This is a genomic window from Skermanella sp. TT6 (genome assembly GCF_016653635.2).
Lineage (GTDB): Bacteria > Pseudomonadota > Alphaproteobacteria > Azospirillales > Azospirillaceae > Skermanella > Skermanella cutis.
This window is the reverse complement of the sequence record NZ_CP067420.1, coordinates 4630786-4654466: the sequence shown is the minus strand read 5'-3', so window position 1 is coordinate 4654466 and position 23681 is coordinate 4630786. Positions and strand designations below refer to the sequence as shown.

20 protein-coding genes and 1 tRNA gene are annotated in these 23681 nt (G+C 68.0%); 11 read left to right on the top strand and 10 right to left on the bottom strand.

The window, feature by feature from the left end; genetic code table 11:
* Positions 1–13: 13 nt before the first annotated feature.
* The 5 genes from IGS68_RS21755 to IGS68_RS21735 all read right to left on the bottom strand — a co-directional run bounded on the left by IGS68_RS21755 (position 14) and on the right by IGS68_RS21735 (position 5416).
* A complete protein-coding gene (locus tag IGS68_RS21755) occupies positions 14–1459 on the bottom strand; it encodes a TrkH family potassium uptake protein (protein ID WP_305800072.1) in 1446 nt (481 codons plus the stop codon).
* An 81-nt stretch (positions 1460–1540) separates the two neighbouring features.
* The gene (gene folE, locus IGS68_RS21750; RefSeq protein ID WP_247881413.1) at positions 1541–2176 is read right to left on the bottom strand and encodes a GTP cyclohydrolase I FolE; all 636 of its coding nucleotides are present in this window, start codon (positions 2174–2176) and stop codon (positions 1541–1543) included.
* A gap of 214 nt (positions 2177–2390) precedes the next feature.
* On the bottom strand, positions 2391–2783 hold the full coding sequence (gene apaG, locus IGS68_RS21745) for a Co2+/Mg2+ efflux protein ApaG (protein ID WP_158046969.1): 393 nt from the start codon (positions 2781–2783) through the stop codon (positions 2391–2393).
* Positions 2784–2897: 114 nt separating this feature from the next.
* Entirely contained in the window at positions 2898–3641 is a 744-nt protein-coding gene (locus IGS68_RS21740) for an ATP-binding cassette domain-containing protein (protein ID WP_201073789.1), read from the bottom strand.
* On the bottom strand, positions 3638–5416 hold the full coding sequence (locus IGS68_RS21735) for an ABC transporter permease (protein WP_201073781.1): 1779 nt from the start codon (positions 5414–5416) through the stop codon (positions 3638–3640). The genes IGS68_RS21740 and IGS68_RS21735 overlap by 4 nt, the downstream gene beginning before the upstream one ends.
* Positions 5417–5843: 427 nt before the next feature.
* Here IGS68_RS21735 and IGS68_RS21730 point away from each other — a divergent pair, with 427 nt between their 5' ends.
* The 3 genes from IGS68_RS21730 to IGS68_RS21720 all read left to right on the top strand — a co-directional run bounded on the left by IGS68_RS21730 (position 5844) and on the right by IGS68_RS21720 (position 6931).
* Positions 5844–6431: a GNAT family N-acetyltransferase gene (locus IGS68_RS21730; protein WP_201073779.1), complete on the top strand. Its 588-nt coding sequence runs from the start codon at positions 5844–5846 to the stop codon at positions 6429–6431.
* Positions 6432–6506: 75 nt separating this feature from the next.
* A tRNA-Gly gene (locus tag IGS68_RS21725) sits at positions 6507–6580 on the top strand.
* Between the two features lie 129 nt (positions 6581–6709).
* Positions 6710–6931 (top strand): hypothetical protein, encoded by a 222-nt coding sequence (locus IGS68_RS21720; RefSeq protein WP_201073777.1) that lies wholly within the window; start codon positions 6710–6712, stop codon positions 6929–6931.
* Between the two features lie 441 nt (positions 6932–7372).
* On the opposite strand, the gene IGS68_RS21715 is transcribed toward IGS68_RS21720, so the two are convergent.
* From IGS68_RS21715 to IGS68_RS21705, 3 genes are all read right to left on the bottom strand, one after another.
* Entirely contained in the window at positions 7373–8953 is a 1581-nt protein-coding gene (locus IGS68_RS21715; protein ID WP_201073775.1) for an HNH endonuclease family protein, read from the bottom strand.
* A 623-nt stretch (positions 8954–9576) separates the two neighbouring features.
* Complete coding sequence (locus IGS68_RS21710; RefSeq protein WP_201073773.1) at positions 9577–9894, bottom strand: EthD family reductase; 318 nt, start codon at positions 9892–9894, stop codon at positions 9577–9579.
* A 127-nt stretch (positions 9895–10021) separates the two neighbouring features.
* Positions 10022–11434, bottom strand: coding sequence for an alanine/glycine:cation symporter family protein (locus IGS68_RS21705; RefSeq protein WP_201073770.1), 1413 nt, complete (start codon positions 11432–11434; stop codon positions 10022–10024).
* 175 nt (positions 11435–11609) lie between these two features.
* On the opposite strand from IGS68_RS21705, the gene IGS68_RS21700 reads away from it, so the two are divergent.
* On the top strand, positions 11610–13229 hold the full coding sequence (locus IGS68_RS21700; protein WP_201073768.1) for a bifunctional metallophosphatase/5'-nucleotidase: 1620 nt from the start codon (positions 11610–11612) through the stop codon (positions 13227–13229).
* Between the two features lie 10 nt (positions 13230–13239).
* Here the strand turns inward: IGS68_RS21700 and IGS68_RS21695 are convergent, their stop codons facing one another.
* Complete coding sequence (locus IGS68_RS21695) at positions 13240–16107, bottom strand: hybrid sensor histidine kinase/response regulator (protein ID WP_201073766.1); 2868 nt, start codon at positions 16105–16107, stop codon at positions 13240–13242.
* A gap of 115 nt (positions 16108–16222) precedes the next feature.
* Here IGS68_RS21695 and ehuB point away from each other — a divergent pair, with 115 nt between their 5' ends.
* The 5 genes from ehuB (at position 16223) to IGS68_RS21670 (ending at position 20863) form a co-directional block, all read left to right on the top strand.
* A complete protein-coding gene (ehuB, locus tag IGS68_RS21690) occupies positions 16223–17107 on the top strand; it encodes an ectoine/hydroxyectoine ABC transporter substrate-binding protein EhuB (protein WP_201073758.1) in 885 nt (294 codons plus the stop codon).
* A 130-nt stretch (positions 17108–17237) separates the two neighbouring features.
* The gene (locus IGS68_RS21685; RefSeq protein WP_201073756.1) at positions 17238–18404 is read left to right on the top strand and encodes an MlaE family ABC transporter permease; all 1167 of its coding nucleotides are present in this window, start codon (positions 17238–17240) and stop codon (positions 18402–18404) included.
* A gap of 1 nt (position 18405) precedes the next feature.
* The gene (locus tag IGS68_RS21680) at positions 18406–19230 is read left to right on the top strand and encodes an ABC transporter ATP-binding protein (RefSeq protein ID WP_201073754.1); all 825 of its coding nucleotides are present in this window, start codon (positions 18406–18408) and stop codon (positions 19228–19230) included.
* A gap of 31 nt (positions 19231–19261) precedes the next feature.
* Positions 19262–20248 carry an MlaD family protein gene (locus IGS68_RS21675; protein ID WP_201073744.1) on the top strand — a complete coding sequence of 329 codons (987 nt, stop codon included), beginning with the start codon at positions 19262–19264 and terminating at the stop codon, positions 20246–20248.
* 3 nt (positions 20249–20251) lie between these two features.
* Positions 20252–20863, top strand: a complete 612-nt coding sequence (locus tag IGS68_RS21670; RefSeq protein ID WP_201073735.1) for a PqiC family protein — start codon at positions 20252–20254, stop codon at positions 20861–20863.
* 16 nt (positions 20864–20879) lie between these two features.
* Here IGS68_RS21670 and IGS68_RS21665 read toward each other — a convergent pair whose 3' ends face one another.
* The gene (locus tag IGS68_RS21665; RefSeq protein ID WP_201073733.1) at positions 20880–22109 is read right to left on the bottom strand and encodes a sensor histidine kinase; all 1230 of its coding nucleotides are present in this window, start codon (positions 22107–22109) and stop codon (positions 20880–20882) included.
* A 309-nt stretch (positions 22110–22418) separates the two neighbouring features.
* Between IGS68_RS21665 and IGS68_RS21660 the strand changes: the two genes are divergently transcribed.
* Together IGS68_RS21660 and ykgO are read left to right on the top strand one after the other, a co-directional pair.
* The gene (locus IGS68_RS21660; protein WP_201073725.1) at positions 22419–23372 is read left to right on the top strand and encodes a methyltransferase domain-containing protein; all 954 of its coding nucleotides are present in this window, start codon (positions 22419–22421) and stop codon (positions 23370–23372) included.
* A 139-nt stretch (positions 23373–23511) separates the two neighbouring features.
* Positions 23512–23637 (top strand): type B 50S ribosomal protein L36, encoded by a 126-nt coding sequence (gene ykgO, locus IGS68_RS21655; RefSeq protein WP_012973122.1) that lies wholly within the window; start codon positions 23512–23514, stop codon positions 23635–23637.
* Positions 23638–23681: the final 44 nt, after the last annotated feature.

Sequence of the window (23681 nt, the reverse complement as noted above, 5' to 3'; positions counted from 1 at the left end):
TATCCCCATTCCCTCACTGGCGCCAGAAGGCCGGGGTCAGCAGGACCAGCACGGTGAACAGCTCCAGCCGCCCCATCAGCATCCCGGCCGAAAGCACCCATTTGGCGGCGTCGGGCAACGGCGCGAAGGTGCCGCTCGGCCCGATCACCGGCCCCAGGCCGGGGCCGACATTGCTGATGGCGGTGGCGGCGCCGCTCATGGCCGTCAGGTAGTCCAGCCCCAGCAGTTGGAGCGATAGGGACAGCACCACGAAGCACAGGGCGTAGAGGAAGAAGAAGCTCATCACCGACACCGAGACCGCCTCCGGGATCGGCTTGCCGTTGTAGTAGGCGATGAAGACCCCGTGCGGCTGGATCAGCCGCCGCATCTGCGCGTCGGCGGTGGCGTAGAGCACCTGGAACCGGAAGATCTTGATCCCGCAGGAGGTGGAGCCGGCGCAGCCGCCGACGAACATCAGGAAGAACATCAGCCCGGCGGCGAACGGTCCCCAGGTCCCGAAATCCGACGTCGCGTACCCCGTGCCGGTGATCACCGACACGACGTTGAACGACGCCAGCCGCAGTGCTGCCAGCGGTTCGTAGTCGCGTTCGAGCCAGAGGTGCGCGGCCATGATCGCGATCGCGGCGGTCACCACGGCGGCGAACCACTGGACCTGCCGGTCCGCCAGCAAGGGCCGCAGGTCGCCGCGCAGGGCCCGCAGGTACAGCACGAAGGGCAGCGCCCCCGCCAGCATGAAGGTGATCCCCACCAGCTCGACCAGCGGATCGTCGAAGAAGGCGACCGACGCGTCGGCGGTGGAGAAGCCGCCTGTCGCGATGGTCGTCATGGCATGGGCGAAGGCGTCGAACCAGCCCATGCCGGCCAGCCGGTAGCCGACCGCGCACAGCGCCGTGAAACCCAGATAGATCAGGCCGATCCAGCTCGCCAGCTGGGCGGCCCGGGGCAGCACCTTGTCCGATTTCTCCGACGATTCCGTCCGGAACAGCTGCATGCCGCCGACCTGCAGCATGGGCAGCACCGACAGCGCCAGCACGATGATGCCGATCCCGCCCATCCACTGAAGCAGCGCCCTCCACAGCAGGATGCCCGGCGGGGCGTTGTCCAGCCCGACGATCACGGTGGCACCGGTCGTCGTGATGCCGGACATCGCCTCGAAGAAGGCATCGGTGTAGCTCAGCCCCATCTCCGCCAGCATCAGGGGCACCGCGGCGAAAGCGGCGGTCACCACCCAGGAAAGCGTGGTCAGCAGGAAGGCCTGGCGGATCGACAGCGTGAATTCGGGCATCCGGTTGGTCAGCAGCAGGGACACGCCGACGAACAGGGTGAAGGCCGCCGAGATCGCGAAGGTCTGCCAGTCCGGGTGCCCGACCGACAGGTCGGCCAGCATCGGGACCAGCATGCTGATGGCGAGCGTCGACAGCAGGATGCCGAGAACGAAGAAGACGGGGCGATAATCCAAAGGAAAGGGCCAGGGTCCGGAATTGGAAAAGGGCGCCGCGTCGCCGCGGCGCCCTCATCATACTGCCTTATGCCTCGCGGATCAGCCGCCGATGCCGTTGCCCGACGGGCTGCCGATCATGGCCAGGAATTCCCGGCGGGTCGACGGGTCCGTCCGGAAGGCGCCCAGCATCCGGCTGGTCACCATGTTGACGCCGGGCTTGTGGATGCCGCGGGTGGTCATGCACTGGTGCTCGCCTTCCAGCACGACGGCGACGCCGAGCGGCTGGAGGACCTCCTCGATCGTGTTGGCGATCTGCGAGGTCATCTTCTCCTGGATCTGGAGCCGCTTGGAATAGGCCTCGACCACGCGGGCCAGCTTGCTGATGCCGACGACGCGGTGATTGGGCAGATAGGCCACGTGCGCCTTGCCGATGATCGGCACCATGTGGTGTTCGCAGTAGGATTCGAACCGGATGCCCTTCAGGACGACCATCTCGTCATAGCCGTCGGTCTCCTCGAAGGTGCGCTGGAGCAGCTCGACCGGATCGACGCCGTAGCCGGCGAAGAACTCCTCGTAGGACCGCACCACGCGGTCGGGCGTGCCCAGCAGGCCCTCGCGGTCGGGATCGTCCCCCGCCCAGAGGAGGAGGGTGCGGACGGCCTGTTCGGCTTCGGCACGGCTTGGGCGCGCGATCCCGGGGGCGCTGCGGCGATGGTGGGAAGGACCACGGACGATATTGTCCGTAGCCAGGGGCTTCGATGCACTCACGACGGGTACCTTTCGATGGTCGGCTCTGTCCCGGTTCGCTGTGTCGCGCACTGTCGTCCCCCGACCGTCGTGCGTGGGCGGGAACCGGTTCCGCATGAACAGCGAGGTGGCGTGCCGTTCGCCCGATTCAAGATCGGCCGGTCGGCAGGCGCGCTGCTGGTCGACGCAGGTGGGGTGGCTGCTAATTGAGTTGGACAGTCTCGTGGGGGCTGTCCAGCGAGAAGGCCGGAATGGTCACGTCGAACTTCTCGCCACGCGCGGTTTCCATCTGATAGCTGCCCGACATGATGCCCGAGGGAGCGGTCAGCGGGGTGCCGCTGGTGTATTCGAAGCTCTCGCCGGGCTCCAGCACGGGTTGCTCCCCGACCACCCCGGCCCCCTGGACCTCCTGCACCCGGCCGAACCTGTCGGTGATCCGCCAGTGCCGGTTTCGCAGCTGAACCGTCTCGCCCCCGGTGTTCTCGATCCGGACATGATAGGCCCAGACGAAATGGTGCTCCGCCGGCGAGGACTGTTCCTCCAGGAACGTCGGCTTCACGGAAACCCTGATCGAGCGGGTTGTCTGACTGTACATGGCGGGCTCGCGACCGGGCGTCGGTTATATCGAAATGGCAGCGAAACAAAAATTACTCCGTGCTTTCCTCCTTGTCCAGGAGCGTATCCATTCCGTTTCTACGCCTCTTTGCGTTTACGCCCGCTTAACAACGTACCCCGATATGCGGGTCGTCGGCGTATCCGGCTCCGCCGCGCCGAGATCGACGACCGGCCCGTCCGCCTCCTCCGCGTCCGCCGGATCGTGGGTGACCAGCAATGTCGGCAGGCCGCGCCTCCGCGCATGGTCGAAGACCCAGGCGCGGAACCGGCCGCGCAGGGCGGCGTCCAACTTGCCGAAGGGCTCGTCCAGCAGCAGGGCCGCCGGCTCCGCCAGCAGGGTCCGCAGCAGGGCGACGCGGGCGCGCTGTCCGCCCGACAGGGTCGCCGGGTCGCGTCCGCCGAAGCCGGCGAGGTCGGCCTCCTCCAGCGCCCGCTCGACCACGGCCCGCCTCCCGGCGCGTCCCCAGACGGCCGGCGGCAGTCCGAACGCCAGGTTCTCCGCCACGCTCATGTGGGGGAACAGCAGGTCGTCCTGGAACAGGATGCCGACCCGGCGCCGTTCCGGCGGCAGACCGGCCAGGTCGGCGCCGTCCAGCACCACCCGCCCGGCGGCGTCGAAGGCGGGGTCCAGGGTCCCGCACAGATGGGCCAGCAGGCTGGACTTGCCGCTTCCGCTCGGCCCCATCAGCACGGCGACCCGGCCGCCCCGGATGGTCAGCGACAGCGGCGCGAACAGGTTCCGCCCGCCGAGCTTGAGCGTCACCCGGTCGAGTTCCAGCCGGTGTTCCGCATCCGGTCCCAGGCCCGCTCCCAGACCCGCTCCGAGGCCCGCCCTCATGCCCGTCCTCCCGCTCCGCTTCCGAACCGGCGCGCCCGCCCGGCCAGCCCCGGCGCCAGCAGCGCCAGGGCGAAGGCGGCCAGGGGCAGGGCGGCCTGGGCGAAGCCGTAGACGCCGATCAGCCGGCGGTCCGCCCCGGCCGCCAGCCCGACCGCCTCGGTCGTCAGCGTCGGCAGCCGGCCGGCCCCGGCGAACTGGGTCGGCAGGTACTGGGCGACGCTGACCGAGAAGCCGATGGCCGCCGCCGCCAGGACCGGGCGGATCAGCAGGGGCAGCTTGACCCGCAGGAAGACCCGCGCCGGCGAGGCGCCGAGGCACGCCGCCGCCCGCGCGTAGCGCTCGTCCAGCGCCCGGTAGGGATCGGCCAGGGTCAGGAACACGTAGGGCAGCACGAACAGCAGGTGGCTCCACACCAGCGCCGGCCAGGTGCCGTCCAGCCCGGCCGCCACCAGCAGCACCTGGGTCCCGAACAGGAAGCCGATCTGCGGCACCAGCAGCGGCAGGTAGAGCAGCCACAGCCCGCGGGCGGAGGGGCGCAGGCCGGATCTCTGCTCGTTCTCCAGGCAGCCCAGCACCAGCACCAGGGCGATCCCGGCGGCGGCCAGCCCGGCGGTCAGCGTCGTCCAGGCGGGGCCCGCCAGGGCGGGCAGCGCCCGTTCCCAGGTCTCCAGCGTCCAGCCGCCGGGCAGGGCGTCGGGAAAGCGCCAGCGCGACGCCACCGACCACAGGCCGAGCCCGACCGAGGAGCCGACCGCGACCGCCACCACCCCGGCGGCCAGCCCGGCCGAGGCCGCCCGCGCCGCCCGCCCGGAACCGCCGCGCCGCCCGGACACCAGCCAGCCCCGGCTGGCCCGCCCGGCCGCGACCTCGGCCAGGCGCCACAGGGTGATCATCGCCGCCACCAGGACCAGTTGCAGGCAGGCGCCCGCCGCCGCTTGGTAGCGGAGCGCCAGGTCGGGATCGGTGAACCAGCGCAGCACCAGCACCGCCAGCGGCGGCGGCGTGCCCGGCCCCAGGATCAGCGCCACGTCCACGACCGACAGGGAGAAGGCCAGCACCGCGTAGACCGGCAGCCTGACCTGCGCGTAGACCAGCGGCAGCACCACCTTCAGCCAGGCCGTGACCGGGCCGTACCCCATGCTGCGGGCGACCGTCAGCGCCTTGTCCGCCGGCGTCTGGCCGAGCGCCGCCACCATCATGAGCATCAGGAACGGCACCTCCTTGACCATCAGCCCCAGCACCAGCGCCAGCCCCCAGGGGTCGTTGACCAGCGCCAGGTCGGGCGGGAAAGTCCAGCCGGTCGCCCAGGGCGACAGCAGCCGGACGATCCAGCCGCTGGGCGCCATCAGGAAGGCCAGCCCGATCGCGAAGGCGGCGTGGGGCAGGGCCAGCAGGGGGGCGAGCAGCCGCCGGAAGGCGGAGAAGGTGCGGGTGCCGTGCCACGCGGCGCAGAACCACAGGGCGATGGCGAAGGACAGCAGCGTCGCCGCCAGCCCCGTCCCCGCGGACAGCAGCACGGCCCCGCCCAGTCCCGGCGCCGCCAGCAGCCCGCGCCACGGGTCCAGCGTCGGCTCGGTCCCGCCCAGCGCGGGCAGGATGCCGAAGGCCGGTGCCCAGGTGCCGGCCAGGCCGGCGGCGATCGGCCCGAGGAACAGGACGAGCGTCACCGCCGGCACGGCCTCCAGCCGGCTGCGCCGCCGCCGGCCCGCCGCCGGGGCAGGGGCGGTGGGTGCGGCGGGAGCGGTCGCGGAGTCGATCCGTTCGCCTGTCGTCATGCCTTGAACCAGATCCTTTCAGCCGTCCCGGACGGGTGCCGGACGGGTGCCGGACGGGTGCCGGACGGTATCCCAGGACAACCCGCGAGTCAGTCGGAAGTCATGGATGTGGCGTACCGATCACGCCGGTTTGATCGATGTAGGGCCATGTTGTCCCATGACGAATTTCCTGCTTTAACCGGAAGGGGTGCGGTGTTATATCCTGCGTCCGTTGAAACTGTATGGGTAACCCTAGCCCCATGTCGCCCCAGCACGCCCTACGACGACGAAGGATGCCGGCTTGCGCTCTCGCAAGCGATGCGCTCCTCACGCCGCGTGCTGATGCCCATGGGATAGCAGGCTGAACCCCTGAGTTTCCCTCCCCGGCATCGGCGGCACGGCGTCTAGCCTCTCTGCCCACTTCCTGCCGCCGGGATCACAAGCCTCAATGAACATTGCGATCGAGCAGCCGCATCACGCCGCCGCCATCGACACCCTGCTGGACCTCTCCTTCGGCCCCGAACGGGCCGGCAAGACCGTTTACCGCCTGCGCGAAGGCGTCGATCCCGTCCCCGGCCTGTCGCTGGTTGCGCTGGAGGACGATGCCGTGGTGGGCACCATCCGCTACTGGCCCGTGCTGATCGGCGGCGTCACGCCGACCATCCTGCTCGGCCCCATCGCCATCGCGCCGCACATGCGCAGCGGCGGCCTGGGCGCCCAGATGATCCGGCAGAGCCTGAACCGGGCCTCGGCCGCCGGCTGGCGCAGCGTCGTCCTGGTCGGCGACGCGCCCTACTATGGCCGCTTCGGCTTCACCCGGGACCTGACGCTCTCCATGGGCCTGCCCGGCCCGGTAGACCTGGACCGCTTCCTGGCGCTGGAACTGGTGGAAGGCTCGCTCGCCGGAGTCTCCGGCCTGCTGACCCGCTGGCCCGCCGAGCCCGAGCCGATGCTGGCCCCGGAAATCGCCGCCCGCCAGGGCGCGGGTGCGCCGGCCTATGCCCGGGAGTGGCGGCTGCTGAACGCGCCGGCGTGAAGGCGGGACCTTTACGGGGGAGGATGAATCGCCGCCTTGAATCAGGGGCGGCGATGCCCTATAAACAGGGGCGTCGCGGGTGTAGCTCAATGGTAGAGCAGAAGCTTCCCAAGCTTACGACGAGGGTTCGATTCCCTTCACCCGCTCCAAAAATCTCCAGAAAGAACAACGCCTTGCGCGAGTTCCTGGGCTCCTACTCCGAAATGTCATCGATTTTTCGGACCAGTTCGGACCACTCATGATCCGCTCGAGTGGTCCAGTTGGTCGGGGATAGGGGCATGGCAACGATTGATCGGCGAAGCGGTTACTCACGGCGCGCCCGGGTCCGCCGCAACGGAAAATCCGAGGCACGGGCGTTTGTATCCTACGAGGCTGCTCAGCGATGGGTGCTGGAGCTCGAAAGGAAAATCGTTGGCGACTACTACGAGGACCGGCGGCAGGCGCACGGCATCACGTTCGCCCAGGTCCTTGATTGGCTGATCACCAACATCAACCGGTGACAGGTCTACGCCCAGAATTAAATCAGCAAGCTTTGTTACTGGAAGGCCGGCGGATTGGCCCTTGGTCTCGCTTCGCCCGGCCCACCTCATGCGCTGGCGCCGCTAGGTTCTCAATGAGGATAACGCTGAGGATTGTGAGGCCGCCGGACCGGCTGCCGAAGTTGGACCGCCGACCGTGGTTTGATTGGGGCGACTGGCAAGCGGCCGGTCCTGCCCGTCGAAACCAGCCGAGGTATCGCTCACGCGTTCCGCGATGCCGTCGATGACCCGAAGTTCCCTGACCTACGTTGGCAAGACCTATGGCACGAAGCAATTAGCCGCCTTTAACCTCAAGGATCCGCTATAACGTGATGATGGCAATCTTCGGACACCTTTGTGCCGACCGATTCGGGGGCCAACTGCCGGGTAGCTGCCTGAACCCCGGTCGAAGCAGGTGATATGCTACTGTGCCACGGTGCTGTTGCAGAACGGATGCTGCATCATCGCGTTGCTCACATCGCCCGTGCCGCCGTCGCGCTTTGCCTTCACGTGCCCAGCCTGCATGCCATTGCGGTGCATTATGCCTCCGCAGGTCGGACATCTCGGTGCTGTCGGAAGAGCATCTCGCAAGAATGCAGCGCCCTTCGTTTCCCTGCTGAACTTTCGACCCGGCGAACTTGGTTCGACGTCACCTGCATCCTTGAAGAGAAATGCGTAGTTGTCATCAGCAAGCAGTGCTTGGGTTACTTCATGAACTGAATTTCCCTGCAAGAACTGATCCATTAACTCTCGGAACATGGATACTACGCGCGGCCTACTCCTTGCCCCACTACCGAGCTTTCTTACAGCTTCGGTTATGCTACGATGGACCATCAGAAATTCTTCGAACTTGCCACGTATCTGCGCGAAATGGATGAAATCAGCAGTCTGAAAGCCTTTGAAAAGATGAATGATACTTAACAAGGCCGTAGTCTGAAATACTCCTCCATGACTATAGAAGTACAATGCCGGATGTAACCCGAGTGAAGACGCGTGATTCGAACATATGCGCCACAGTATTGACCTTGTCTTGATAAGGTATTCTATTGTCTTGCCTCCATCTTCATCCTTTATCATTCCTTCATCATCTCCTGAACGCTTGTAGCTAGAGTCTTTTACTGCAACGTCGTTCGTCAAATTTACTAAATCGAACAGAAAAGGTAGGACATGAGGGCCATATCCCTGCCCGGCTAGAGGAACATCGAGCGTTCGTACTGGCAATTCGAGTCCGGGCTCAAATAGTAGCTTGTAGATCTGCCCTCCTAGTTCTTCGATTTTCTCCCTATTCTCCACTTCGAACGACTTCCAATAATTATGACCAGTGCCAGACCGGAGTATTGCCCGCGCTGCCAACGCCGTCGCAGACCCTCGCGCGTTCAGGATTCTCCTCTCCGTCGGGTCGATTTTTGTTCCGCCTTGATTGATTCGGAAGAAGGACTTCTCCGCTTTGTCGTGGTCAGCGTTCCTGATCCACTGGGCTGGAATTTCCTGCCAGCCAATACGGGCTGCCCTTTCTGCGATGTCTGGCCGGGAACGGTCGGGAAAGTCGATTGCAAACTGATGGTCACGGAAGGAGCCAACCTCCGCATTGACAAGGTCACGCGCCCTATTCGCTGCTTTCGATTGTTCTTCGGGAATGTAATTCTGGAAAAATCGGCGAGATACATCGCCGTCCCCGTAATCGTCGTGAACCCAGGCAATCAGAGCGCTGAGCCTGTGAGCGCCATCGATAACAAAAACTGTATGGCCCGCCCTCCAAAGGATTACAGCCGGGATGAGGTCACGCCGAGCGAACGTGCTGATCAGGTCAGCTACTTGCTCAGGACCCCAGCTAGCCGTTTCGCGCTGAAAATCTGGTTTTCGAAGGGCTGGATAGAGCAGACCCTTCGGTGCCAGACCCATAACAGAGAGCGCGTTGATGTCTTCAGAAGACTCACCTGGAGTCGCCAAATCAGCACGACGAATCAGGGCGTCTAGGTTCACGATGTTGGTTGTTGCAGCCATGCTTCCCTATATCCTCCAAACGCGCGAGGTATAAAAGCGTATCCGCGCTATTTTGGGAAGCCCTCAAATTGCGAAAGTAGTAGCTATTGCCGCGTCAAGGTCGACAAAGTCGAATGTAAGCGGATACCAACGCAGATCGGTGCATGAAATGAGGTAAAGTAAGCAAGTATGCCTGTCTCTGTATGTCTCATATTGTCGCAATTGCTCTAAATATTGAAGAATGTTAACGCTACGGCTCGCCTTGATAAGAGCGTGGCAAACTAGGTTTTTGTTTCGTAGAAACGTCGGGTCGGCCCCTTCGGTCGCAGATCCAACAGCTTGCCCCTACGGGGGCTACAGGAGAACGAGACATGACGGAGCCTTCGGAGAAGACGCCGGCTCACCGAACCGCACGACGGCGGCCGAGATGGGCCTGGCAGAGCGAGGCGAGGTCCCGGCTGGGCAGTACGTAGCCGACACCATCGCGGCACAGAAAACCCTCGGCGAGCATCCCTGGGACGCACGAACGGCAGGCTGCAACCAGCTTCTCGCCGATCGGACTCGATTGCTATCGAATCCGGCGCACTGGGGAGCCCCCGCAGCCCAATGCTGCGCACCCCCCAGGACCCGCTTCCGGCCGACCGCTAAACGATCCGCCGCACCTCCACCGGGAAGGCCACCACCCGCGACGTGTCCGCGAAGTTGGCGACGTCGTCCAACGCGGCCTTGCCCTCCGGGGAGGCGAAGCCGGCCTGTTGGGCGTCGGCGCTGTCGAAGGTCAGTTCGGCGATGCCGTCTACCGGCACGTTGCCTTCGGCGTCGGGCTGGACGTGCTTCTGGACATAGCCGCGCAGGCCGGGGATCTTCGCCGCGATCGGGCCGTGAACGTCGTGCCAGTAGTTCTGGTACTGCTCGGTGGTGGTGCCGGGCTTCCGGTAGAGCAGCAGGGCCAGCGTGAACATGGGTCGATTCCTCCCGGTTCGTGATTGGTTGTTGTTGCCATGGTCGAGCGGTGACGGTGGCGGCGGCGGCGATCGCTGTCAATCGGGACGAAAGCAGCATCGCCGCCTGGTGCGGGGGCCGTAGCGCCTACCACACCTCCGTCTTCAGGGGGGCCGGCATCAGGGCGTTGCCGCTGGCCTCGAACCGGGGCTGGCCCCGCTCTTCCGCCGCCTCGTAGTCGGCCAGGGTCGCGAAGGCCCATTTGGACAGCATCAGGATGGCTCCCAGGTTGACCAGCGCCATCAGGCCCATGGCGACGTCGGCCAGCGCCCAGACGGTCGGCAGCTCGCCGATCGACCCGCCCAGCACCGCCAGCACCGCGACGATCCGGAAGATGGTGAAGGCGCTGACCCGGGCGCCCAGGAAGGTCATGTTGCCGTCGGCATAGGCGTAGTTGCCGATGATCGAGGAGAAGGCGAACAGGAAGATCACGAAGGTCATGAACAGGCCGCCGGCCGTCCCGAACTCCTCCGCGATCACGGACTGGGTCAGGCTGGCGCCGGCCATCTCGGTGGCGCCGGTCACGTCGTACTGGTTGGACAGCAGGATGATGAAGGCGGTGGCCGAGCAGATCACGATGGTGTCCATGAAGACTCCCAGCGCCTGGATGAAGCCCTGGGTCGCCGGATGGGCCGTCGTCGCGGTGGCCGCCATGTTGGGGGCGCTGCCCATGCCCGCCTCGTTGGAGAAGAGGCCGCGCTTGGCACCGTTCATCAGCGCCACCATCAGCCCGCCGAAGGCGCCGGCCGCCGCCTGGTCCAGCCCGAAGGCGGAGCGGACGATCAGCATGAACATGTCCGGCACCCGGTCGATGTGGATCACCAGGATCAGCAGTGCCAGCGCCACGTAGGCCAGCGCCATGGCCGGCAGCATCCATTCCGCCACCCGCGCGACCGAGCGGATGCCGCCGAAGAAGATCGGCGCGCAGACCAGCGCCAGCGCCACGCCGGTCACCCAGGTCGGCACCCCGAAGCTCTCGCCCAGCACGTCGGCGATGGTGTTCGCCTGGACCGCGTTGAAGGCCAGCCCGAAGGTGAAGATCAGCAGCACCGCGAACACGATGCCCCAGGCCCGGGAGCCCAGGCCGCGCTGGATATAGTAGGCAGGACCCCCGCGGAACGTGCCGTCCGGCTGCGGCACCTTGTAGAGCTGGGCCAGGGTGGCCTCGACGAAGGCGGTCGCCATGCCCACCAGGGCGACGCACCACATCCAGAACACCGCGCCCGGCCCGCCCAGGGTCAGCGCGATCGCGACGCCGGCGATGTTGCCGGTTCCGACGCGGCTCGCCATGCTGACGCAGAAGGCCTGGAACGGCGATATCCCGCCGCCGTCGCAGTGCCGGGAGCCGGACATGACCCCGAACAGGTGGCCGAACCGGCGGAACTGCAGGAACCTCATCTTCACGGTGAAATAGATCCCGGCGCCGATCAGCACGTAGATCAGCAGATAGCCCCAGATCACGGTGTTGAGTGCGCCGAGAACGGCATCGACACTTTCCATGGCAGGCCTTTCAGGTTTGGGCTCGACCCGGGGTGGCGGTCGAAGCCCCGCGGGGGAATCGCGCAGAGTTCTTCTTGAAGACTGAACGCATGATCGTGCAAAAGGTTGGGGCCGGCCTCGGGGCCGGGACCTTCCGGAGGGACATGCGACGATGTCGAAGGCGACGATGGCGACGATGGCGACGAAAACCGCTCTGCTTGGCTCAGGGCTCCTGGCCCTGCTCGGAACCGGCCTCTGGGCCGCGCCGGCCGGAGCCGCCGAATTCCAGCTGCGCATCCTGCACGTCAACGACGTCCATGCCCGCTACGACCAGGTGACCTCCTCCGGCGGGTTCTGCACGCCGAAGGACGAGGCGGCCGCCAAATGCGTCGGCGGCGCCGCCCGCCTGCAGACGAAGCTCCGGGAACTGCGCGGCGACAACGCCCTGTTCCTCGATGCCGGCGACCAGTTCCAGGGAACGCTCTTCTATACCCATTTCAAGCACGGCGCGGTCCAGACGGTGCTGGGCATGCTGAACCCGGACGCCCAGACGCTCGGCAACCACGAATTCGACGACGGCCCGGCGGGCCTGCGCCCCTACCTGGACGCGGTGTCCTGGCCGGTGCTGAGCGCCAACCTGGACAGCTCGCGCGAGCCCGCCCTGGAGGGCCGCTACAAGCCGTCCACCGTAATCGAGAAGGGCGGGCAGCGGATCGGGATCGTCGGCCTCACCACGTCCGACACCCCGATCACGTCCAGCCCCGGCCCCACCGTGGCGTTCCGGGACGAGGCCGCCGCCCTGGCGCGGGCGGTCGCCGACCTCAAGGCGCAGGGCGTCGACAAGATCATCGCGCTGACCCATGTCGGCTATGCCGAGGACCAGGCGCTGGCTGCGGCGGTGGACGGCGTGGATGTCTATGTCGGCGGGCACAGCCACAGCTTCCTGGAGACCGGCAACGACAAGGCCGCAGGCCCCTATCCGACCGTCGTCACGACTCCGTCCGGCGCCCCCGCCCTGGTGGTCCAGGCGGGCTCCTACGGCACCCATCTCGGCCGGCTGGACGTCACCTTCGACGGGGCGGGCGTCGCGACGGCCTGGACAGGCGGGCCGGTGGCCCTGGGGGCCGAGGTGGCGCAGGACCCTGTCGTGCAGGACAAGATCGTCCAACTCAACGTGCCGCTGGCCCAGCTCCGTAACCAGCCGGTCGGCGAGGCCGGCGTGGAACTGGTCGGCACCAGCGACGCCTGCCGGTTCGGCGAATGCAACCTGGGCAACCTGATCGCCGACGCGATGCTGTGGGCGACCCGCGACCAGGGGACCCGCATCGCGGTCCAGAACGGCGGCGGCATCCGGTCCGGCATCCCGGCCGGCCGGGTGACCATGGGCCAGGTGATCGAGGTGCTGCCCTTCTCCAACACCCTGGCGACGTTCGGGATCAGCGGCGCCGACCTGCGCGCCAGCCTGGAGGGCGGGGTGTCCAAGGCGCACGACAAGACCACGTCGGGCACCGGGCGTTTCCCGCAGGTCGCCGGGCTGCGCTACGCGTTCGATCCCGCCAGGCCGGAAGGCGAGCGCATCCGGTCGGTGGAGGTCCGCGAGCCGGACGGCAGCTTCCGCCCGCTCGACCCCGCGGCGACATACAAGGTCGCGACCAACAATTTCGTGCGGGCGGGCGGCGACGGCTACGGCCTGTTCGCCAAGGCCGCCGACGCCTATGACTTCGGCCCCAACCTGGAGATGGTGGTCGCCGAATACATCAAGGCGAACGGCCCGGTGGCGCCGCGGGTGGAGGGGCGCATCACCCGCGCCCAGTGAGGTCCGGGACTCAGTCCGCCGCGTCGCTGAGCAGCTTCTCCACCGCCAAGCTGAGCTGGTGCGACGTGATCGGCTTGTGGGCGACGCTGAAGCCATGGGCGGCGGCGTCCCGCGCGCATTCCGGCCCGGTCTCCCCGGTCAGGATCACGCCGGGGATGTCGCTGCCGAACAGCTCGCGGATCCTCAGGATCGCCTCGGTGCCGACCCGGCCGCCGCGCAGCCGGTAGTCGGCCACGACGATGTCCGGCCTGCGGCCCGAGGTCCCGAGCCGGTCCAGCGCCTGGTCCGTCGATCCGGCGGCCAGCACGTCGTAGCCCCAGTCCCGCAGGATGCTCTGGAGACCGAGGAGGACGATCGCGTCGTCGTCCACCAGCACCGCGTAGCGCCGCGCGCCCGCCGGGGCCGCGGCGGCGGGCGGCGGGGGAGCGGCCGAGGCGTTCGCCGGCGCTTCCCCCCGCGTTTCCACGGCGGCGCCGGCCGGCAGTTCGATGCTGAAGACCGACCCCCGGCCCAGGGCCGACCGGGCCTCCACCCGGTGGCCCAGCAGGCGGGCGAGGCGGTCGACGATCGCCAGCCCGAGGCCGAGGCCCTGGTTGCGGTCGCGCTCCGGGTTGCCGACCTGGTGGAACTCCTTCCAGATGTCTTCCAGGTGGTCGGGCGGAATGCCCATGCCCGTGTCCTGGATCTCGATCCGGACCGTGTCGCCGGTCCGGCGGCAGTCGATCCTGATCCGGCCGGATTCGGTGTAATGGACGGCGTTCTCCAGCAGATTGTTCAGGATGCGGCTGAGCAATGTGCGGTCGGTGCGCACGGTGCCGCCGCAGGGGTGGATCTCGAACGACAGGCCCTTGGCCGCGGCCACCTTCGCGTAGGCGCTTCCGACCTGGTCGAGCAGCGGGTCCAGCGGCACGTCCTCGACGGTCGGCTCGACCGCGTCGGCGTCCAGCCGGGAGATGTCCAGCAGGCCGTCCAGCAGGACCTTCAAGGCGTCCAGGCCGCGCCGCAGGTGCAGGAGCTTGTCGGCCCCCTCCCGATCGGCGATGTGCGCCTTCAGGCTGTCGGCGAACAGGAACAGCGACTGCATCGGCTGCCGCAGGTCGTGGCTGGCGGCAGCGAGGAACCTGCTCTTGGCCAGGTCGGCCTGCTCGGCCACGCCGCGGGCGCGCTCGGCCTCGTCGCGGGCGGCCTGGAGCGCCTCCTGCTGCAGCTTCTGGTCATGGATGTCGGTCGAGGTGCCGAACCACCTCACGACCTGTCCGGTCTCGTCCAGCATCGGCAGGGCGCGGGCCAGATGCCACCGGAACATGCCGTCGTGGCGGCGGAAGCGGTGCTCGTGCTCGTAGACCCCGGCGGTGGTCTGGGCGTTTCTCCAGGCCTCCCGGGTGCTTTCGACGTCGTCGGGGTGCAGGTTCTCGAGCCATCGCCAGCCGTCGGAGAAGCTTTCCTCCTTGGCGCCCAGATAGGTCTTGAGCCGGCCGTTGACGTAGTCGACGCCGCCGTCCGGGGTCGCCGTCCAGACGATCTGGGGAATGCTCTCGGCCAGGAAGCGGTAGCGGCGCTCGCTGTCGGACAGCGCGTCGCGGGCGCGGCGGCCTTCGGTCACGTCCTGGAAATAGACGGCGATGCCGCCGTCGGGCAGGGGGAACGCCCGGACATAGAACCATGCCCCCAGGGCCGGATAGAACTCCTCGAACTCGGCCGGGACCCGGTCCGTGGCGACGCGATGGTACTCGTGCCAGAAGGCGGTGGTGTCGGCGCCGGGCAGGACGTCCCACAGCAGGCGGCCGGTGACGTCGGCTCCCCCGGTCAGCAGGGAGCGGGCGCGGCTGTTGATGAAGATGATGCGCCAGCCGGGGTTGACCTCGAAGACTCCGTCGGACGTGCTTTCCAGGATGGCCGCGGTGCGCTCGTTCGAGGCCTGGGCCAGTTCCAGCTGAAGCAGGCGGCGCTCGGCGGCGCTGCGCTTCATCAGGGAGCGCGCCAGCAGCCACCCGATCCCCAGGGCCAGCGCGACCGCCAGGATGCCGCCGCCGACCACCGCGGACAGGGTCCGCTTGGCCGGCAGGTCGACCAGGGCCGCCGGCATGCCGAGGGCTACCGTCCACCCGGTCAGGCCCGAGACGGAGGAGGCGACGTACAGGCTCTCGTTCAGCGCATTGGTCGCGTGGAACATCGGCAGCCCGCGACGCAGCCCGTCGAGCAGGGTGGCGTCCGGCGGGCCGCCGATGCCGGGATCGCGCGGATCCTCCGACAGGGTGCGGGCGACCAGGCTGCCGTCCTCGTCCAGGACGGCGATCCGCCAGCCCGGCGAAACGCCCTGGTCGCGCAAGGCCTGGTTGATCGTCCAGGCCCGCACATAGGCGGTGACCACGCGCTCGACCCCGCCGTCGCCGAACAGGGGGACGCTGACCGCGAAGACCGGTTCTTCGGCCCGCGCCGGATCGGCCAGGATGCCGCTGACGCGCGGCTCGCCGTAGCGGAAGACCGCGGCGATCTCCGCCTCCACACCGTCCGGCCCGGCGTCGCGGGGTGGGTCCGGGCCGCCGCGGCGCACGTCCGCCTCGGTGCCGCCGTCCCGGTCGGAGAGCCTCAGGGCCGTCCAGTCCGGGCGCATGGCCAGCATGCGCTCCGCCTGCGCGGGAAAATCGGCGCGCCGGCGCTCCGCGGACCGGTCCGATATGGCCAGCGTCTCGAGGGCGATCCGGATCGTCGTCACGCGTTCGTCCACGGTGGCGCGCGCTGCCGCGGTCGCCTGATGCATGACCGCTTCCCAGGACCGTGTCTGCTGCCGGTCGAACAGGACCGTCATGGCTGCGGCGAAGAGGACGATGGGCAGCGCGGCGGCCAGCAGCATCGTGGGAAGTCGGGCGCGCTTCATGGGCTGCGGCTGGTTCCTATCCTTCGTTGGTTAACATGAATGATGGCGGTGCTATCAATGATGGCACTATGATGCGCAAGTCAACCATCCTTGAATTGTATGAAGTGCGGGGGCGATGATGGTGACCCGTTGCCGGCCCGGCGGGCTGACCGTGGCATTCCTGCTGATCCTGCTTGTTTCGGCCCTGCCGATGGCATCGTCCCGGGCCGGGGAGACCCTGGACCGGATTCTGGAAACGCGGTCGGTCCGGATCGGCTATGCGCCGCTGCCGCCCTTCTCCTACCGCCTGCCGGACGGGCGGGTGACGGGCGAGGCCCCGGAGGTCGCCCGGCGGGTGTTCGCCCGGATGGGTGTCCGGGAAATCCGGGCGGTGGAAGTGGAGTTCGCCGCGCTGATCCGCGACCTGAAGGCCGGGCGCTTCGACGTCATCGCGTCCGGGATGTACATCCTGCCGGAGCGCTGCCGGCAGATCGCGTTCTCCTCACCGACCTTCCGCGCCGTCAACCACCTGGGCAAGGGGTTGGCGGTGCGCGCCGGCAACCCCCGCGGCATCCACGGCTACGACGACATCGCCAGGGACCCTGCGGTCCGGCTGGGCGTCGTGGCCGGGACCGTCGGGCGGATCCAGGCCCGGGCGGCGGGTGTCCGCGACAGCCAGCTCGTGATCTTCCCCGACGTGGCCGTCGCCGCGCGCGGGGTGGTGACCGGGAGGGTCGATGCCCTGGCGGCCGCCGAGCCCGCCGTCAGGGCCGTGGTGGAACGCGACCCGAAGATCCTGGAAATGGCGCAGCCATCCCGGCAGACGGCCCGGCCGGCTGCGGGATTTGCCCATCACGGCGCCTTCGGCTTCCGGAAGGAGGATGCCGATCTGGTCGAGGCGTTCGACCGGGAGCTCCGGTCGTTCCTGGGTACGCCGGAGCATCTGGACGTGGCGGCGCCGTTCGGCGTCTCCGTGGCCGAGCTGCCCGAGGCGACCACGACGGACCTATGCGCCCGCTGACCTGCGCCGCCTTGTGGCTTTTCTCGGTTCCCGGGAACAAATCGGCGTCCACCTCCTTCGTTCAGATTAACCGGACGAAACGGAAGGCGCCCGGCTCACGGCCTGCCGGCCCGAGCCCGGACGGAGTGCGATGACGGCGGTTACCAGGCAGGACAGGTCCCGGGGCGACGACCGGGGCAACGCAGTGGAATTGCGCCCCGGCGATGCCGGGCGGCTGACTCTCGTGCTGTCCGGGGACTGGCGGATCGCCAACGGCCTCGCCGGGACGTCGGACGTCGAGGCTCTGCTCGACGGGGGCCGGGTCCGCTCGCTGGCCTGCGAGGACGGCGGCCTGCGGGGCTGGGACAGCGCCCTGGTCAGCTACCTGCTGAAGGTGCGGGACCTGTGCGCCGCCCGCGACGTGCGCTTCGACGCCGGGGGGCTGCCGCCGGGAATCGTCCGGCTGATCGCGCTGGCCCGCGCGGTGCCGGTCAAGGCGGACGCGGCGCGCGGCGGCGGCGCCGAGCCGCTGACGGTCAGGGTCGGGCGCGCCGTGCTGGACAACCTGCGCGGCGCCGACCAGGCGGTCAGCTTCCTGGGCGAGATCATGCTGGGGCTCGGCCGGCTGCTGGTCGGCCGCGCGCGCTTCCGCCGGGTCGATTTCCTCCAGGCGATCGAGGATGCCGGGGCGCAGGCGCTGCCGATCGTCACCATCGTCTCGCTTCTGGTCGGGCTGACCGTCGCCTTCGTCGGCGCGATCCAGCTCCAGCAGTTCGGCGCGGACATCTATGTCGCGAACCTGGTCGGCCTTGCCATGACGCGCGAGATGGCCGCCCTGATGACGGCGATCGTGCTGGCCGGCCGGACCGGCGCCGCCTACGCCGCCCAGCTCGGCACCATGCAGGGCAACGAGGAGATCGACGCGCTGTCGACCATCGGGATCTCGCCGATCGATTTCCTGGTGCTGCCCCGGGTGCTGGCGCTGGCGCTGATGATGCCGCTGCTGTTCATCTATTCCTGCTTCCTGGGCCTGCTGGGCGGCTACATCGTCGGCGTCGCCATGCTGGGCCTGTCCGGCAACGCCTACATCATCCAGACCGTCGGCGCGCTGAGCATGACCGACTTCTGGGTCGGCTTCGTCAAGAGCATCGTGTTCGGCATGCTGGTGGCCTATGCCGGGGCGCTCCGCGGCATGCAGGCCGGGCGAAGCGCCCAGGCCGTCGGCGTCGCCGCCACCTCGGCGGTGGTGACCTCGATCGTCTTCATCATCGTGGTCGACGCGGTCTTCGCCGTCATGACCAACCTGCTGGGAATCTGACATGACCGACCCCGGGGCCGACCGGCCCAGGACGACCGAGCCCAGGACGGCCGCGCCCGGCGAAGCCGCGCCGAGGATCACCGTGGAAGGGCTGACCATGGCCTTCGACGGTTTCGTCGTCCAGCGCGACGTCGGCTTCCAGGTGCCGATCGGCGACATCTTCGTGATCATGGGCGCCAGCGGCTGCGGCAAGAGCACCCTGCTGAAGCACATGATCGGCCTGGTCGAGCCCGCGGCCGGCGACATCCGCTACGACGGCGAGAGCTTCACCGCCGCCGACCTGGAGCGGCGGGCGGTGATGAGCCGGCGCTTCGGCGTGCTGTTCCAGAGCGGTGCGCTGTGGAGCTCCATGACCCTGGCCGAGAACGTGTCGGTTCCGCTGTCCCAGTACACCAAGCTCGGGCCGGCGGAGATCGACGAGCTGGTGTCGCTCAAGCTGGCCCTGGTCGGGCTCGCCGGGTTCGAGGACTTCTACCCGTCGGAGATCAGCGGCGGCATGCGCAAGCGCGCCGGCCTCGCGCGGGCGATAGCGCTCGACCCCGACATCCTGTTCTTCGACGAGCCGTCGGCCGGGCTCGACCCGCTCAGCTCGCGCCGTCTGGACGACCTGATCCTGGAGCTGCGAGACAGCCTGGGCGCCACCGTCGTGATCGTCAGCCACGAGCTGGCCAGCATCTTCGCCATCGCGAACAATTCCGTCTTCCTGGACGCCGAGAGCCGCACCGCGATCGACGGGGGCGATCCCCGGCACCTGCGGGAGCACAGCCGCCACCGTTCGGTGCGGGACTTCCTGAGCAGAGGCGAGCTCGAGGAGGCCCAGCCATGACGACGAAGCCGTTTTCCGCCGGGAGAATTCCATGAAGAGAAAGGCGAATCCACGCCTGATCGGCCTGTTCGTGCTCGGCGCCATCGCCCTGTTCGTCACCGCCCTGGTGGCGCTCGGCAGCGGCTTCCTGAGCCAGCGCCAAGCGCCGGCGGTGGTCTATTTCGACGGATCGGTCAACGGGCTGTATGTCGGGGCTCCGGTCAATTTCCGCGGCGTCCGGGTCGGTTCGGTGACCCGGGTGGACCTGGTGATCGACAGCAGGGACCTGACCGCCCGCATCCCGACCTACATCGAGTTCGATCGGGACCGGACCAAGTGGGCCGGGTTGCCCGACGGCGAGCAGCCGGACATCTCCTACAGCGCCATGGTCGAGCGGGGCCTGCGCGCCCAGCTGGTGTTCCAGAGTTACGTGACCCAGCAGCTGATGGTCGAGCTGGACCTGCTGCCCGGAACTCCCGCCACCCTGGTCGGCGGCGACCCCGACGTCGAGGAGATCCCGACGATCCCGTCCACCCTGGACGTGGTCCGGCGCAACATCGAGCAACTGCCGATCCAGGACATGGTCGCGACGGCCATGAACACCCTGACGCGGGTGGACGACCTGCTGTCCTCGCCCGAGATCGGCGAAGCCCTGGCGGCTATGGCCGGCGGGATGCGCGAGTTCGAGACCACCATGGCCGCGGCCCGCACCACCTTCGCCACGGGGTCCGACACCCTGGCCCAGGTGCAGCGGGACCTCCAGTCCACCATGGCCGAGCTCCAGGGGCTGATCGGCACCGCGAACCGGGAGTTCGAGCCGCTGGCCGAGTCCCTGCGCACCACCTCGCGGAGCGTCGAGGAGGCGGTCGCGCAGGCCCAGGCGATGCTGGGCAACACCAACGAGCTGGTTTCCCGCAATTCGCCCGTCCGCTCCGACCTGGAGACGTCGATGCGCAACCTGTCGCTGGCCTCGCGCTCGCTGCGGGGGTTCGCCGAGACGCTGGAGCGCAATCCCAACGCCCTGCTGCTGGGGAGATAGACCATGAGACGCTTTCGCCTGGGATTGCTGGCCCTGCTGATCCCGTTGGTGGCCGGCTGCGCCGGGACGCTGCCGCCCCCCGACCTGCATGTCCTGAGTTCCCTGCCGCGCGAAGCCGCGACCGGGCCGGGATCGCCGGCCGCCGCGCGCGGCCCGGCGGTCGGGGTCGAGCAGGCCAACATTCCCGAATACCTGGACCGGCCGGAGATCGTGACCCGGTCCGGCGCCAACACGATCCAGGTCAGCCAGGGCGACCGCTGGGGCCAGCGGCTCCAGGGCGACGTGACCCGCGTGGTGGCTGACAACCTTCGGGGCCTGCTGCCCAGCGACAACGTCTTCGTGCTGCCGCTTCGCCGGCGCGAACAGCTGGCCTATACCGTCACCCTCGACGTCACCTCGTTCGAGCGCGACGCTTCCGGCGACGCCGTGCTGAACGCCTACTGGAGCGTGCTCGACGCGCAGACCGAGGTGGAGCGGGCGGGCGCCCGGGCGCGCTACGTGGAGCCGGTCGAGGGCGAGGGCATCGAGGCCACCGTCGCCGCCATGAACCGGGCGCTGAACGCGCTGAGCCGGGACATCGCCGCCGGGATCAGGCGGGCGTCGGCCCGCAGGTGAGCGGGCGGGGCCGGCGTCACTCGGCGAAGCGGATCCGGATCGCCAGGCCGGAGTCGTGTTCGACCGAGACGCCGGCGCCGATCTGGGTGGCGAGGGCGCGGATCAGGGTCATGCCGATGCCCCTCTCTTCCTCGCCCCCGGCGGCCCGCGGCATGCCGATGCCGTCGTCGGCGAGCAGCAGTTCGGTCAGCCCGTCGGGGTGGGCGGCATCGGGAAGGCGGCGCAGTCTCACCCGCACCGTGCCGTCCCGCTCCCCCGGGAAGGCGTGCTTCAGGCAGTTGGAGATCGCCTCGTTCGCGATCAGGCCCACGGGGATCGCGGTATCGAGGGTGCATTCCAGGGGATCCGCCTCGATCAGGATCCTGACCCGGTCGTGCCGGTCGTGCAGGTCCATGAGGCCGCGGCACAGCTCCTCGAGATGGGCGGCGAGGTCGATCCGGGCGAGGTTGGGCGAGGTATAGAGCTGCTGGTGGATGCTGCCCATCACGTTGATGCGCTGGCTGACCGCGTCCATCCGCTCCCTGGCATGGCCGTCGGCCAGCTTGGACTTCTCGATCTGGAGCAGGCCCCACAGGCTCTGGAGGTTGTTCTTGACCCGGTGATGGATCTCTCGCAGCAGGGTCTCCTTCTCCTCCAGCGCCGCGGCGAGCGCGTGCTCCGCCTTGCGGCGCTCCTCGATCTCCCGGGCCGCGACGTCGGCCGCGTGGCGGGCCTCGATCTCGTGCATCACCATGGCGGCCAGGTCCCGCAGGATCGCCTTCTCCTCGTCCCCGAAATCGTGCCGGGGAACTTGGTCGATGACGCACAGGGACCCGAATGCCAGGTCGCCGGAGGTCCGGAGGGGCACGCCCGCGTAGAACCGGATGCCGGGATCGTCCGTCACCAGCGCATTCCGGGCGAAACGCTCGTCCTCGAGCGCGTCGGAGACCACCATGACGTCGTCCTGGAGGATGGTGTAGGAGCAGAAGGCCAGGTCGCGCCGGGTCCAGGGCGTGTCGAAGCCGTGGCGCGACTTGAACCACTGCCGGCTTTCGTCGAGCAGGCTGATCAGCGAGACCGGGGTGCCGAGCATCCGGGCGGCCAGACGCGTCATCCGGTCGTAGGCGGCCTCCGGCGGCGTGTCGAGCAGCGCATAGCGCCGCAGGGATTCAAGCCGCTCCGGCTCGTTCAACGGCAGCGGAGGAATGATGGCAGGGAAGCCATCGGTTTCGGGGCGCTTCCGGTCGGTACACGGCGGATGGATCATTCAGGCACAAGCTTTATTGTTTGGACCCCGACTTTCTCGATCCTTTCGGGAACCTTATGATCATCATCAGGTAACATGAAGCCGATCAGCAACCTAGAGAAAGGTTGGTGCTCCAATGTTAACACCCTATGGTTATAGTATGAAAGTGCGGCGCGTTCTTTGTCCCGCCCGGACGATCCGCTCCCGGCTTTCAGGAAAAGCTCGCGATCCCCCTTAACGGGCGTTTAACGGCATCATGCTACGAGAGGGGCGCCGCCGGCGGTCCTCGCCGCGGCTGTTCCATGCCGCATTCAGGACGACGTTTGGGAGATGAGCGAAGCCCCGGCAACCGGCAAGCCTTGGAAGAAGCGCCTGCTCGCCTGGTGGGAAGGCTACGACCTGCCCGAGGACAAGGCGCACGCAGCACCGGAACCGGCGGCAGCCGCGCCGGCCGCTCCCGCCGCGCCCAGGCCGGCGATGCCGGGCGTCAATTCCCGCTTCGGCAAGCCGCTCTGGTCCGCGACCCGGATCGGCGTGGTGGAGAAGATCTGGGGCGACGGCTTCACCTCGCCGGGCGGCGACGACTACATACCGGAACTGGTCAAGCCGCTGGGGCTGAACCCGGCGATGAGCGTGCTGGACCTGGCGGCCGGCCTGGGCGGTGCCGCGCGCAAGATGGCGGCCCAGTATGGCTGCTGGGTCACCGGGCTGGAACCGTCCCCCGTCCTCGCGAAGGAGGGGATGGAGCGGTCGGTCAAGGCCGGCATGGCCAAGCAGGCGACCGTCACCCACTACGACCCCGAGAATTTCCGGCACCCCAAGCGGTTCGACTGCATCTTCTCCAAGGAGTCCTTCTTCTGCATCAAGGACCGCGAGAGCCTGAACGACGGCATCGAGATGAGCCTGAAGCCGCGCGGGCAGCTCCTGTTCACCGACTATGTCTTCGAGAAGGACGAGCCGCGGTCGCCGGCGGTGAAGGAGTGGCTGGCGAAGGAGCCGCTGGAGCCGTTCCCGCTGACCGTCGCCAAGACGGTCAATTCGCTCCAGCAGCGCAACCTGGACATCCGCATCACCGAGGACGTGACGGATGCCCATCGGGTGCTGATCCTGGCCGCCATCCAGTCGCTGACCGAGTTCCTGGAGAAGCACAGCATGGACCACGAGACCAAGCTGGCGGTGGTCGAGGAGGTCGAACTGTGGGCGCGGCGCGTCGCCGCGCTCCAGGGCGGGCTGCGCATGTACCGCTTCTTCGCCCTGAAACTGGCCGACGGGTCGGAAGGCTGACCCGGGGGTCGGAAGGCTGACCCGGGGGTCGGAAGGCTGACCCGAAAACCGCGCGCAAACACAGGCGCTTGTTGACATCGGGCCTTGCGCTCCATATTTTCCGCCGCTCTTGTGACTTACCCTCCTGGGACTGTGAACCATGAAGATCGTGAACTCGCTGAAATCCATGAAGACCCGGCACAAGGCCTGCCGCGTGATCCGCCGCAAGGGCCGCGTCTACGTCATCAACAAGCAGAACCCCCGCTTCAAGGCGCGCCAGGGCTGAGCGTGCTGAAGGGGAGAGCCCGTATCTCCGGGGGGTGACCGCGC